Origin of the sequence: Sphingomonas sp. CFBP 13733, from assembly GCF_014841795.1 — a bacterium.
In the GTDB taxonomy this organism is placed as follows: Bacteria; Pseudomonadota; Alphaproteobacteria; order Sphingomonadales; family Sphingomonadaceae; genus Sphingomonas; species Sphingomonas aerolata.
In genome coordinates this window covers 540,626-552,091 of sequence record NZ_JACYUP010000003.1, presented here as the reverse complement: position 1 = coordinate 552,091, position 11,466 = coordinate 540,626, and the positions used below count along the sequence as shown (strand labels likewise).

The 11,466-nt window shown below is 68.0% G+C and carries 14 protein-coding genes and 1 tRNA gene; 6 read left to right on the top strand and 9 right to left on the bottom strand.

The window, feature by feature from the left end; translation table 11 throughout:
- Positions 1 to 3: 3 nt before the first annotated feature.
- The 4 genes from IFT71_RS11200 to IFT71_RS11185 form a co-directional block, all read right to left on the bottom strand.
- Complete coding sequence (locus tag IFT71_RS11200) at positions 4 to 1,089, bottom strand: NAD(P)/FAD-dependent oxidoreductase (protein WP_342212637.1); 1,086 nt, start codon at positions 1,087 to 1,089, stop codon at positions 4 to 6.
- On the bottom strand, positions 1,086 to 1,784 hold the full coding sequence (locus IFT71_RS11195) for a methyltransferase domain-containing protein (protein WP_192140834.1): 699 nt from the start codon (positions 1,782 to 1,784) through the stop codon (positions 1,086 to 1,088). The genes IFT71_RS11200 and IFT71_RS11195 overlap by 4 nt, the downstream gene beginning before the upstream one ends.
- The gene (locus tag IFT71_RS11190) at positions 1,778 to 2,908 is read right to left on the bottom strand and encodes a type III polyketide synthase (protein WP_320481795.1); all 1,131 of its coding nucleotides are present in this window, start codon (positions 2,906 to 2,908) and stop codon (positions 1,778 to 1,780) included. The genes IFT71_RS11195 and IFT71_RS11190 overlap by 7 nt, the downstream gene beginning before the upstream one ends.
- Positions 2,909 to 3,008: 100 nt before the next feature.
- On the bottom strand, positions 3,009 to 3,170 hold the full coding sequence (locus IFT71_RS11185; RefSeq protein WP_156360361.1) for a hypothetical protein: 162 nt from the start codon (positions 3,168 to 3,170) through the stop codon (positions 3,009 to 3,011).
- A gap of 325 nt (positions 3,171 to 3,495) precedes the next feature.
- On the opposite strand from IFT71_RS11185, the gene IFT71_RS11180 reads away from it, so the two are divergent.
- Positions 3,496 to 3,963: a hypothetical protein gene (locus IFT71_RS11180; RefSeq protein WP_031395526.1), complete on the top strand. Its 468-nt coding sequence runs from the start codon at positions 3,496 to 3,498 to the stop codon at positions 3,961 to 3,963.
- Positions 3,964 to 4,175: 212 nt separating this feature from the next.
- Positions 4,176 to 4,883 (top strand): PilZ domain-containing protein, encoded by a 708-nt coding sequence (locus IFT71_RS11175; protein WP_192140830.1) that lies wholly within the window; start codon positions 4,176 to 4,178, stop codon positions 4,881 to 4,883.
- Here IFT71_RS11175 and IFT71_RS11170 read toward each other — a convergent pair.
- The 3 genes from IFT71_RS11170 to IFT71_RS21720 all read right to left on the bottom strand — a co-directional run bounded on the left by IFT71_RS11170 (position 4,880) and on the right by IFT71_RS21720 (position 6,364).
- Positions 4,880 to 5,035: a hypothetical protein gene (locus IFT71_RS11170; protein ID WP_166746558.1), complete on the bottom strand. Its 156-nt coding sequence runs from the start codon at positions 5,033 to 5,035 to the stop codon at positions 4,880 to 4,882. The genes IFT71_RS11175 and IFT71_RS11170 overlap by 4 nt on opposite strands.
- A 93-nt stretch (positions 5,036 to 5,128) precedes the next feature.
- Positions 5,129 to 5,215 (bottom strand) — tRNA-Leu (locus tag IFT71_RS11165).
- Between the two features lie 162 nt (positions 5,216 to 5,377).
- Positions 5,378 to 6,364 (bottom strand): MJ0042-type zinc finger domain-containing protein, encoded by a 987-nt coding sequence (locus tag IFT71_RS21720; protein WP_192140826.1) that lies wholly within the window; start codon positions 6,362 to 6,364, stop codon positions 5,378 to 5,380.
- A gap of 198 nt (positions 6,365 to 6,562) precedes the next feature.
- On the opposite strand from IFT71_RS21720, the gene ftsE reads away from it, so the two are divergent.
- From ftsE to IFT71_RS11140, 4 genes are read left to right on the top strand one after another with little or no spacing between them, the layout of a single operon-like run.
- Positions 6,563 to 7,273, top strand: a complete 711-nt coding sequence (ftsE, locus tag IFT71_RS11155; protein WP_183935982.1) for a cell division ATP-binding protein FtsE — start codon at positions 6,563 to 6,565, stop codon at positions 7,271 to 7,273.
- Positions 7,270 to 8,148: a cell division protein FtsX gene (locus IFT71_RS11150; RefSeq protein WP_192140824.1), complete on the top strand. Its 879-nt coding sequence runs from the start codon at positions 7,270 to 7,272 to the stop codon at positions 8,146 to 8,148. Before ftsE ends, IFT71_RS11150 begins: the two co-directional genes overlap by 4 nt.
- Entirely contained in the window at positions 8,145 to 8,681 is a 537-nt protein-coding gene (locus IFT71_RS11145) for a YdcF family protein (protein WP_192140822.1), read from the top strand. The genes IFT71_RS11150 and IFT71_RS11145 overlap by 4 nt, the downstream gene beginning before the upstream one ends.
- Complete coding sequence (locus IFT71_RS11140) at positions 8,678 to 9,364, top strand: lysophospholipid acyltransferase family protein (RefSeq protein WP_031393672.1); 687 nt, start codon at positions 8,678 to 8,680, stop codon at positions 9,362 to 9,364. The genes IFT71_RS11145 and IFT71_RS11140 overlap by 4 nt, the downstream gene beginning before the upstream one ends.
- Before the next feature lie 26 nt (positions 9,365 to 9,390).
- On the opposite strand, the gene IFT71_RS11135 is transcribed toward IFT71_RS11140, so the two are convergent.
- Together IFT71_RS11135 and hisC are read right to left on the bottom strand one after the other, a co-directional pair.
- Positions 9,391 to 10,299, bottom strand: a complete 909-nt coding sequence (locus IFT71_RS11135) for a prephenate/arogenate dehydrogenase family protein (RefSeq protein WP_192140820.1) — start codon at positions 10,297 to 10,299, stop codon at positions 9,391 to 9,393.
- Positions 10,299 to 11,396: a histidinol-phosphate transaminase gene (gene hisC, locus IFT71_RS11130; protein WP_192140818.1), complete on the bottom strand. Its 1,098-nt coding sequence runs from the start codon at positions 11,394 to 11,396 to the stop codon at positions 10,299 to 10,301. The genes IFT71_RS11135 and hisC overlap by 1 nt, the downstream gene beginning before the upstream one ends.
- Positions 11,397 to 11,466: the final 70 nt, after the last annotated feature.

Genomic DNA, 11,466 nt, shown 5'->3' with positions numbered 1-11,466 from the left:
ACGTCACGCGCCGATCCGGGTCGCCTGCGCGAGCATCCGGATCAGTACGGGATGCGCGAAGGGAATCAGCTGGGCGGCACCGCGGCTTTCGGCCACCCGGCGCACCGCGCCCGCCACCCCGATCGGCCGCGCGAGCGTCCGCGCCAACTGCTGCTGCCATGCCGTTGCCCCCCCTGCCCCGTCGGTGCGATAGGCGCGCGCGGCGGCAAGTCCGCTGGCCAGCGCGATGCCCATGCCCTCGCCCGCCAGCGAGGGGATCACCCCCGCCTGATCGCCCAGCCTGTACTGCCCCGCCTGCCCCGTCGTCTGGCGCCAGCCATAGGGGACGTTGGCGATCGCATCGATCGTCGCATCCGGCGCGATCGCGGCGACCCATTCGCCAAGCACAGGCATTGCGCGGCCGAGCTCGGCGAGCAGATCCGCCGGCGTTCCCGCTTCCTGCAACCGCGAGCGATGTACCGCCATGCAAAGGTTCGCGCTGCCATCCTCCTGCATCGCAAGGCCGGCATAGCCCCGGTCGAAGAGATACAGGTCGATCTGCCCCGCCAGCGCCCGTGCCATCGCCGGCGGGGGCACGATGCGGACGCGTATCCCCAGCGTCGGATCGGCGCCGCGGGCGCTTGCCGGCCGCGCGGTTCCACGGACATCCGACTTGCCATTGGCGAGGAACAGCGCGGGCGCGGCGATCACCGCGCCATCGGCGGTCCGCACCTGGCCGTCTTCGATCGCCCGGACGGTCACCCCGCGTTCGACCGCTGCGCCCTGCGCCACCGCGGCGGCGAGCAGAACGGTGTCGAGTCGCCGTCGCGATACCGATAGCGCAGGCCTTGGCAACGCGGCATGCGCGACGCGGCGACCGGCGAAGATCCGGACGGTCGTCGTTCGCGCCGGGTTGAGCTGATCCGGATCGATCCCCAGCCGCGCCAGCGTGTCGAGCGTCCGCCAGCTCAGGAACCCGCCGCACAAGGCGTCACCCGTCTCGCGGCTACGCTCGATCAACAGATGCGGCAGGCCCGCGCGTGCAAGCTCGATCGCGACCGCCGCCCCTGCCGGCCCGCCGCCGACGATCAGCGCGCGTGTCGCGGTCACCGCAGCCGTTCGACGCACAGCCGGAACGGGAACGCCCGGAACACGCGCGCACCGCGGATTCCCGCCTCGTCGAGAATCGCCGGCCATTCGTCGGGCCGGTACGACCGCGCGATCGACAGCGTCCCGTCGTGACGCACGATCGGATGCCAGCGCGCGAGCCGTGCGAGAATTGGAAAGCCCCGGTGCGCAAACCCGTGGCGATGCAGATCGTTGATCAGCCAGCACCGTGCATGCGTGTCCATGAACCGCAGGAAGGCGATCAGTTGGGCATGGCTCATATGGTGCGCGACCAGGCTGCTGACGATCGCGTCCCAGCGGGGTTCGGCCCCCGTCTTACCGGCAAGATCGGCGTAATCCCCCGTGACATAGCGGATCGTCGATTCCGCGTCCGTATGCATGCGCGCGGCCTGTTCGCTGCGCGGGTTGAGATCGACCCCGACCAGTTCGGTCTCCACACCTCGCCTGCGGGCCCAGCGCTCGATCGTCCTCAGCATGTCGCCATCGCCGAACCCGACATCGAGCAGCCTCAGCCGTGTCCGCCCCGCGATGACCTGCTTCAGAAAGGCAAGCGTGGGGCGCGCCGCCATCGTCACGACATTGACCTTCGCGAGATCGGCGACCACCGCGGCATAGGTTTCCGGCGCCAGGTCGTCGGCGTCCATCAGTTCCTCGGCTTGCGCCCGCGTCGTCAGCATCGCGGTGCGCTTCGGAAGCCGATACCCTCGGCTGCGAGACCCGGGCCGAACGCCAGCGCAACGCCGCGGGCGATGTCCGGCCCGGCGAGCAACCGCTGCAGCACGAACATCAGCGTCGCCGACGACATGTTGCCGTTCGCCGACAGCACCGCGCGCGACGCGTCGAGTGCATCCGCCGGGAGCGTCAGGGCATGCTCGACCGCATCGAGGATCGATCGCCCGCCGGCATGGACCGCCCATCCGTCGACCGTATCCGCGGGGCGCCCGCCGCTCGCGGCGGCGCGGAAGGCGGGATCGGCGAGCGCCTGCGCGATCCGCCCCGGTACTTCTCCGGACAGATGCATCGCAAAGCCCTGGTCGGTGATGTCCCAGCGGATCAGCGCCTCGCTGTCGGGCAATGCGGTGGCGAACGGCGCTTCTAGCTCGAATCCGCTCGGATCGCTGGTCACCAGCGCCGCGGCGGCACCGTCGCCGAACTGGAGCATCGCCAACAGCGGCTCGATCTCGGACACCGCCTGCAGGTGCAGCGTCGACAATTCGACGGTGACGACCAGCACGCGTGCACCGGGCTCTGACCGGACGATATGCCGCGCGCTGCGGAGCGCGACGACCGCGGCATAGCATCCCATGAACCCGATCAGCAGCCGCTCGACCGTCGCGGGCAGCGCGAGCCTGCGGGCGATGATCTGGTCGATACCGGGCGCGACGAACCCGGTGCAGCTCGCCACCACCAGATGCGTTATCGTGCCGAGCGCGATCGTTTCCTGAAGCGCGGCGATCGCCTCGATGGCAAGACCGGGTGCGGCGTCGGCATAGATGGCCATCCGCTCCGCGGTGCCGGGATGCGGATCGATCGCGTAAAAGCCGCCCGGGTCGACCGGAGACCCGGCATGCAGCCGCTGCTTGTCGCCGCTGTCGACGCCGTCCGCGACCGCGATGGCCTTTGTCGGCGGCAGCACCGACCAGCGATGCGCGATACCCGATCGACCCGCCATCCGATCGAACAGCCTGGCCGAACGGGCATCGACCCGGTCGCGTGCCCAGCGGATAAAGGCCTCGTGAATGTCATGGCCGGGGACCGCAGTCCCGATCGCGTTCAGATAGGCAGGCAGGGGAGCGGGCACGACATCCTTTCGCACGGTTGATACGGCCAACGCGTGACGTCCGGACATCGGCCCGGCATGCCGCTATAACAAGCCCTTGCCGTGCGGAACCGCGCCGGCCTCAGTCCTGATCGATCGGGTCGAGATGGTCGTGCCCTACCAGGTACTTCTCCTCGACCATCGCCATGCTGACACCGACATAAGCCGCAATCGCATGATCGCCCGCCTGTTCGAGCGCGCGACAGGCTTCCTGCAGAAGCTCATAGGTGCGTGCAGCATTCATCGCGTATCTCCGAGGAGGGCGTCCAAGCCGGAGGATCATGCCGGACGCGGGCAAAATCGATCAAACCTTATATTGGTTTCACATTGGTACAAAATTCTACCTGTTGCAGCCCAAAAACCCACACGGGGCAAGCCATCAATCACAACCAAACTGAACAGATTTCGACCCGTTTTGCACATCTTAAGAAAGTTCCGAGACTATAGCGTGTGCCGAAAAGAATAGAGCGGTAAAACAGATAGCTGAATGATGTTGACCATTATGCCGGCGTGCCGCCATATTTGGGTCATTATGGGCTTAAGACCCTGTGGGCGACCGGGAGCATGTGGTGAAAGACGAATCCGTTGCCGACTTGATCAAGGATCTGGGATCGAGGCTGGCCGCCGTCAGCGAGGAGTTCACGGCGCGGGCATCGCGGGTCGTCGACCAGCGGGCCGAGGATGCGACGAGCCCGATCAGCGAGGAAATGCTCGTCGCCCGGGCCAAGGAGATTCTGGCGCATCGTAAACTGCGCCGTCGCTTCCTGCCGGGCGAATTGTTTCACGAGCCGGCCTGGGACATGCTCGTTGCATTGTTCGTTTCGCATCGCGATCACCGGCCGACCAACGTCAAGGCGCTGGTCGCGATGGCGGATGCACCGGTCACCACGTCGCAACGCTGGATCGAGCATCTTCACAAGCTGAAGTTGATCGACCGCGTCAACGACCCGACCGATCGGCGTCGCATCGAAATCTCGCTGAGCGCGGCCGGCTATGACGCGGTCGCCGGCTACCTCACCGCGATCGCCCGACGCTGACCGGCATTCAGCACGGTATTACAGTAATTTCGGTTTTGTAGTAATTAGTTAAGCCGCGCCTAGCACGGTTCGCCGACACCGTTCGGGGATATCAAATGTGCGGCAAGGCAGACCAGGCTCAGGCACCAGATGGCGCTATCGCGCACCGACAGGGCGGTGCGTGCTGATCGCGCGTCGCGCCTCCCGATCGGATGGCGGCGGGGAGACGGCGCGTGCTCTCGGGGTCTGACGAGGAGGACGAAACCGGCGGCGACAGCGGGAGCGGAGCAGATCTGCGCCGGCCCGCGGACCGCGACCGGCGTGCCGGTCGGCGCCATGCGACCGTCCTGCTGATCGGCCGGGTCATGCATGCCGACCGCGGCTCGATCTGTCTCGTCCATGACATTTCGACCGTCGGTCTGAAGGCGCGCTTCACCACGCTGCCCGCGCTTGGTGAGACGCTCGAGATCAAGGTGCGGGGCATGCCGTTGCTCCGCGCCACCGTCCGCTGGGTCGACGGGTTTCACGCAGGGGTCGATTTCGACGAGCCGCATGTGATCGACCCCGTCTTCGCGACGCGCGACGCCGCCGGGATGATCGCTCGATCGCCGCGATTCGTCGTCTCGGCACCGGTCAGGCTGAATGTCGAGGGGTGCTGGTATGCTGCACGGCTGGTCGATATCTCGACCGGTGGCGCGAAACTCGAGGTCGCGGCGTCGCTCTGCGAGCATTTTTCACAGGGGCAGGCGGCCCAGCTCGTCGTCGATCCCGGCGGACTCGCGATTTTTGCGGCAATCTGCTGGCGACGTGGCAACCGATTCGGGCTTCGCTTCGTTGCGCCGCTATCGCTCGTGACTTTGTCCCGGGTGCTGGAGTCAAACCCCGATTGTCAGGTCCCCATCCCCCCTCCCAGGGGCCTGGCAACGACGACCGGCGACTAAACCTCGTCGGTCGTCAACTTCACCTTGTTGGGAAGCTTCTTGCCCTTGGTGCGTCGCGACGGGAGCTGCACGGGGTGCTTCTTCTTCCACTGCGCGAACGTCATCGGGCCATCGGGCGTTTCGATGATCTGGTCGTCGATCGAATCGGCCATCGCCGTGCTCCGCTTTGACAGGATCCCGCAGGACGGACCGTCATGTCCCCCATGGGGGTGGTTCTGAATCCGGGTCGGTAGAAACGAGGAAAGTGGTGCGGCCGAGAAGACTCGAACTTCCACGGGCTTTCGCCCACAACGACCTCAACGTTGCGCGTCTACCAGTTCCGCCACGGCCGCACGTGAAACACTGACCGGACAAGCCGGCTAGCTGGTAGGCCGGTGCCACTAGCAAGGCTTTTGCGATCCCGCAACGCCCTTTCGCCATCGAATGCGCGCCGCTGCGAGAAAATCATGTCGCAGGGCCCTATGCCGCCCCCGCGTCGGGGCGGCGGAACCGGATCAGGAGGCGTTTTCGCCGGCAAAGCTCAGTTCGAGCCGTTTCGAATTCGACGGCACGTCGAGCTTGGCAGAGTTGAAATCGATCGCCGCGCCGGGTGTCAGCGTCCGCTTTTGCGGGGTGATCGTCCAGCTATACACGATCCGGCCCTGTGCATCGCGCAGCTCGGCGCGGATGTCCGGCACGCGCTGCGTCGAATCGGAGGGATTGGTGACCTGCCCGCTGACCGCGAACAGCTCGGATCCGTTGTCCAGTTCGCGGCGCTCGATCGGATTGTCGCGCAGTCGCAGCGGTGTCTCGTCCGCGCCCGTCACGAGTCCAAGCTGCGTCGCAAGGCCAGGTGCGCCGACATAGAGGATCGCAGCGACGCCCAGCAGCATCAGAAGCCCGGCCGCCACCGCACCGATCGTCCACAACCGGGCGGTGTTGCGCCGTGCGCGGAACGGCGGGGCATGTGCGAATGCATCATAGGAATCGGCGTCGCTCCGGCTTCCCGCATAGGAGGGCGGGGCGGCGTTGTCGGTGTTCGCGGCCGGCACGGTCGTCGCAGCCGCCGGCAGTACGGCCTGCGCATCTTCGACATCCGGCGCGGCAGCGGAAGGGGGAGCCGGCGCGGCGACCAATGGCGCAAAGGGTCGGATGATCGGCGGCGGCAGATCGTCGGCGGTCTGTGCAGCCGAAGGCGGCGAAGACATCGGAACCCCGGACGGGGTGGGCGAGGATGGACTGGGCCACGCCGGATTGGGCCAGACCGGGGGCGCGGCAGGCTCGGCGTCGAACGCCGCGCCGAACGGGGGCGCGGGCGCGAAGCCCAGCGGGGCCACAGGCATTGCCTCCGCGGCGGCTGGCGCGTCTGGCGCCGTGACGTCCGTCGCGGCCTGGAACCAGCTGTGGCGGCAATTGGCACAGCGCACGGTCCGACCTTCGGTGCCGATCGCGCTGTCGGGGACCAGATAGCGTGTGCTGCACTCGGGGCATTGGAGGATCATCGGGCACGATTCACTGCGGGCCGCGGGACGGGGCCGTTCGCGGTCAAACTAAGCACGTGGCCCCCGCTCGTGGCAAGCATCATGCGCCCGGATGCTGTCTGCCGCGCTGCAGATGGCCGCCAGCTTGAAGCCGCGCGCGCTTTCATGCGAAAGCGAGGCTCACGGCACAGGCGAACTCGGGCGGGCGCGACCAATTTCATGGCGAATATCGTGCAGTTCGAAAATGTTGGCTTGCGCTACGACACCGGCGCGGAAACGCTGTCCGACATCTCGTTCACGCTGCGCAGCGGCGCCTTCTACTTTTTGACCGGCGCGAGCGGTGCGGGCAAGACGTCGCTGCTCCGGCTGCTCTATCTCGCCCAGCGCCCGAGCCGCGGCGTGATCCGGCTGTTCGGCGAGGATGCCGTGCTGCTCCCGCGTGACCGGATGCCGGGGTTCCGCCGCCGCATCGGCGTGGTGTTCCAGGATTTCCGGCTCGTCCCGCATCTGTCGACCTGGGACAATATCGCTCTGCCGCTACGCGTCGCGGGGATGCCCGAGGCGGATCTGCGCCAACCGGTCGAGGAGATGCTCGCCTGGGTCGGCCTGACCGAACGCGCAGAGGCGCGACCGGCGACGCTGTCGGGTGGTGAGCAGCAACGCGTCGCGATCGCCCGCGCGGTGATCGCCCGGCCCGAGATGCTCGTGGCGGACGAGCCGACCGGCAATGTCGATCCCGACATGGCCGAGCGGCTGCTGCATCTGTTCGAATCGCTCAACAAGCTCGGTACGACGGTGGTGGTCGCGACGCATGATCTGCACCTTCTCAACCGGATTCCGACCGCGCAGATGATGCGGCTCGATCACGGCCGGTTGCTCGATCCGACCGGGTCGTTGCAGTACCCCCCATCGCACCGGGCCGAGCCATGAGCCGCGCATCCGAACGTCGCGTGCTCGACGAGGCTGGCGGCGTCCGTGCCATGACCTGGGTCATGGCGATCATGCTGTTCCTCACCATGCTTGCCGCCGCGCTGGGGCTGGGGACCGCGGGTGCCGCGCGCGCGCTCGATCGTCAGCTGGCGGGACGGCTGACGGTCCAGATCATCGACGGCGACCCGGTTCGGCGTGATGCCAGTGCCGCCCGCGTCCTCGCGACGCTGCGGACGCTGCCGGAGGTGACCCGCGTCGCCGCGGTCGATCGCGCCGAGCTGACGCGGCTGTTGCGACCCTGGCTCGGCAGCGACGGCGCCGATCCGGGGCTGCCCGTGCCGGCGATGATCGACGTCGATCTGGGCGGCCAGGACGATGCCGCGGTCGCAGCGGTCGCGCGCGCGGTTCGCGGCGTTGCGCCGACCGCGCGCGTCGACCGGCACGAAACCTGGATGTCACCCGTCAGCGGGGTGATGCGCTCGCTGACGCTGCTCGCGCTCGGTATCGTCCTGCTGATGGCGGGCGCGACCGCGGCGGTGGTCGTGCTGGCGGCACGCGCGGGACTTGAAACGCACCGCGCGACGATCGAGGTCATGCACATGTTGGGATCGACCGATCTGCAGGTCGCGCGTCTCTTCCAGCGTCGGGTGGCGATCGACGCCGCGATCGGCGGCGTGGCCGGTGCCGGCGTCGCGATTGCCGTCATTTTGCTGATCATGACCCGGTTGCAGGGGCTGGGCTCCGAACTGCTCGACGGGGGGCGGTTGTCCTCGACCGACTGGGCCGCGCTGGGCGCGATGCCGATCGGCTTCATCGTGCTGGCGATGGTCGCTGCGCGCGCGACGATCGTGCGCGCGATGAGGACGACCCTGTGATCGTGCGCCTTCTGGGTGTCGGTGTGCTCGTCTGGGCGCTGGGGTTCGCCGCGTTCATGCTGCTCCTGCCGCCGCCGCTCAATGGCTCGACCACCGATGCGATCGTCGTGCCGACCGGCGGGGCAGGGCGGATCGATCGCGGTCTGGCGCTGCTGCGCGACCGCCAGGCCAAGCGGATGCTCGTGACCGGAGTCGCGCCCGGCGTCCGCCCGATCGACCTCGCGCTCGAATATCGCACCTCGCCCAGCGTCTTCGCCTGCTGCGTCGATCTCGGCGCGGATGCGGTGGATACGCGGTCGAATGCCGAGGAAACCGCGCGCTGGGTCAAGATGCACGACTATCGTACCGTGCGCCTCGTCACCTCGGACTGGCATGTCCCGCGCGCCAAGATGGAGCTTGCCGCAGTGCTCGGGCCGCGGGTGCTGGTGCTCGGCGATGGCGTCCCCGGCACGCCGCGGCTCGGGACGCTGGTCAACGAATACAACAAGTTGATCCTGCGACGGATCGCATTGTGGATAGGATTTGGCGCATGATCGCCTGGTTACGAACGATCGTCTTCATGATCGTCTTTTACAGTATCTCGGCGCCGATCGTGCTGACCGTGCCGATCAGCGCGCTGTTCGGGTCGCGCGCGGTGATCGTCCATTCGACGGTGTGGACGCGGTTCCACCGCTGGGCGACGCGTTGGATCCTCGGCATCCAGATCCGGATCGAGGGGACGCGACCCGCCGGCGCGGCCTTCTACGCGTGCAAGCACCAGGCGATGTTCGAGACGCTCGAGCTTCAGGCGCTGCTCGACGGGCCGGCGATCGTGCTGAAGCGCGAACTGGCGGACATCCCCGCCTGGGGCTGGGCGGCGCGGCGTTACGGTGCGATCGTCGTCGACCGCGACGCGTCGGCCAAGGCGCTGCGCAACATGATGCGCGAGGCGATCGCGGCCAAGGCGACCGGGCGGTCGGTCCTGATCTTCCCCGAAGGCACCCGGGTCGCGCCGGGCGAGCATCCGCCGCTCAAGCCGGGTTTTGCGGGCCTCTACCGCGCGCTCGGCATGCCGACGGTCCCGATCGCCTGCGACAGCGGCACCGTCTGGCCGCGCAAGGGGCCCAAGCGGGCGGGCGTCATCACCTTCCGCTTCGGCGAGGTCGTCCCCGCCGGTCTCAAGCGCGAGGAGGCCGAGGCGCGCGTCCATGCGGCGATGAACGCGCTCGACGGCTGACGCCGCTGGCGGCGCTCCGAGCGGGGTCAGTCGTGCGTGCGGCCGAAATCGGCGGCGTCGTCGTCCTGACCCTGTTCGACGATCGACCGGCGCACCGCGCGCGTGCGCGTGAACAGGTCGAACAGCTCGTCGCCCTTGCCCCAGCGGATGGCGCGTTGCAGCGCGCTCAGATCCTCCGAAAATCGCTGCAGCATGTCGAGCACCGCCTCGCGGTTGGTCAGGAACACGTCGCGCCACATCGTTGGATCCGACGCGGCGATACGCGTGAAATCGCGAAAGCCGCCCGCCGAATATTTGATCACCTCGGACTGGGTGACCTCTTCAAGGTCGCTCGCGGTACCGACGATCGTGTAGGCGATCAGATGGGGCAGATGGCTGGTGATCGCCAGCACCCGGTCATGATGATCGGGGGCCATGAACTCGATCTGCGCGCCCAGCCGCCGCCAGAATTCGGCGACCCGCTCGACCGCCGCTGGCTCTGCGGCCTCGGGGGGGGTGACGATGCACCAGCGATGGTTGAACAGAGTCGCGAACCCAGCTTCTGGCCCGCTGCGCTCGGTCCCTGCGACCGGATGCGCGGGGATCACGGTCGCACCCGGCAGCGCCTCCGCCAGCACGCGCGCAACCTCGGTCTTGCTGCTGCCGACATCGCTGACGATCGCCTCGGCGGGCAGGTCCGCGGCAAATTCCGCCGCGACCGCCGCCATCGCGCCGACGGGGACGCACAGGATCACCAGATCGGCGTCGATCACCGCACTGCCCGCGGTGTCGGCGATGTCGTGGCACAACTCCAGCCGGTCCGCGGTCGCACGCACCGCGGGATCGACGTCATAGCCGGTGAGCCGCACCGTCGGCATCGCCTGCAGCACGCCGCGCGCGATCGACGACCCGATCAGCCCCAGTCCTAGGATCGTGACGCGTGCGAACGGCAGCATCAGCCCCGCTCGACCAGCGCGCGCAACGCCGCGATCACGCCGCGCGTCTCATCCTCGGTGCCGATCGTGATGCGCAGCGCATTGGGAAGGCCCTGTCCGGGCAGCCAGCGGACGATATACCCCGCCTCCATCAGCCCGTGATAGGCCGCGTCGGCGGTCAACTGCCCCTCGAACAGGACGAGCACGAAATTGGCCTTGGACGGCACGCAGCGAAGCCCTGCATTGCCCATCTGCGCGACCTGCTCGACGAACCAGCCGCGCCAGCGGTCGTTGTGCGCGCGAGTCGCATCGACGAAGCCGGTATCCGCCAGCGCCGCAACCGCCGCCGCCTGGCCCGCCGTCGTGACGTTGAAGGGCGCGCGGATGCGGTGCATCGCATCGATGATCGGCGCGCAGGCATAGCCCCAGCCGATCCGCTCCGCGGCAAGGCCGTGGATCTTCGAGAAGGTCCGCGTGACGAGCACGTTCGCCTCGGTCATCGCCAGCGCGAGGCCGGCATCATCCTCCTCGGGGCTGAGATATTCGGCATAGGCCTGGTCGAGGACGAGCAGCACCGAGCGCGGCAGGCCGGCGTGCAACCGGGCGATCTCGGCGCGCGGCGTGAACGTGCCGGTCGGGTTGTTCGGGTTGGCGACGAACACGACGCGGGTGCGTTCGGTGACCGCGGCGAGGATCGCATCGACATCGGTCGCATAGTCGCGGTCGTCGACGACGACCGGCTCCGCGCCGACGCGCCGCGTCGCGATCTCATAGACCGCAAAGCCGTAGCGGACATGGATGATCTCGTCGCCGGGGCCCGCATAGGCGCCCGCCACCAGATGCAGGATCTCGTCCGATCCGGTGCCATAGATCACGCGCGCCGGATCCAGGTCGTAATGCGCCGCCAGTGCCTCGCGCAGCGCGGCCGCGCTGGCGTCGGGATAGCGTTCGAGCGTGTGATCCGCGCCGTCGAACGCGGCCTTGGCCGCGGGGCTCGTCCCGAGCGGGTTCTCGTTCGACGACAGCTTGATCACCGTGCGGCCATCATCGGTCGTCGAGCGACCGGGCGTGTACGGCGCGATCCCCAGGATCCAGGGCTTCGGCGTGGGTGCGGGCATGATGTTTGTCATGGCCGCGGGGCATAGCGGTCGGTGTGGCGCAGTGGCAAATGGTTGTGGTAGCGGACGC

Excerpts from the sequence above, each read along its gene's own strand:
- IFT71_RS11195 (WP_192140834.1), bottom strand. The coding sequence starts at position 1,784 with ATGCTGACGACGCGGGCGCAAGCCGAGGAACTGATGGACGCCGACGAC.
- IFT71_RS11185 (WP_156360361.1), bottom strand. The coding sequence starts at position 3,170 with ATGAATGCTGCACGCACCTATGAGCTTCTGCAGGAAGCCTGTCGCGCG.
- IFT71_RS11170 (WP_166746558.1), bottom strand. The coding sequence starts at position 5,035 with ATGGCCGATTCGATCGACGACCAGATCATCGAAACGCCCGATGGCCCG.
- IFT71_RS21720 (WP_192140826.1), bottom strand. The coding sequence starts at position 6,364 with ATGATCCTCCAATGCCCCGAGTGCAGCACACGCTATCTGGTCCCCGAC.
- ftsE (WP_183935982.1), top strand. The coding sequence starts at position 6,563 with ATGGCGAATATCGTGCAGTTCGAAAATGTTGGCTTGCGCTACGACACC.
- IFT71_RS11150 (WP_192140824.1), top strand. The coding sequence starts at position 7,270 with ATGAGCCGCGCATCCGAACGTCGCGTGCTCGACGAGGCTGGCGGCGTC.
- IFT71_RS11140 (WP_031393672.1), top strand. The coding sequence starts at position 8,678 with ATGATCGCCTGGTTACGAACGATCGTCTTCATGATCGTCTTTTACAGT.
- IFT71_RS11135 (WP_192140820.1), bottom strand. The coding sequence starts at position 10,299 with ATGCTGCCGTTCGCACGCGTCACGATCCTAGGACTGGGGCTGATCGGG.
- hisC (WP_192140818.1), bottom strand. The coding sequence starts at position 11,396 with ATGCCCGCACCCACGCCGAAGCCCTGGATCCTGGGGATCGCGCCGTAC.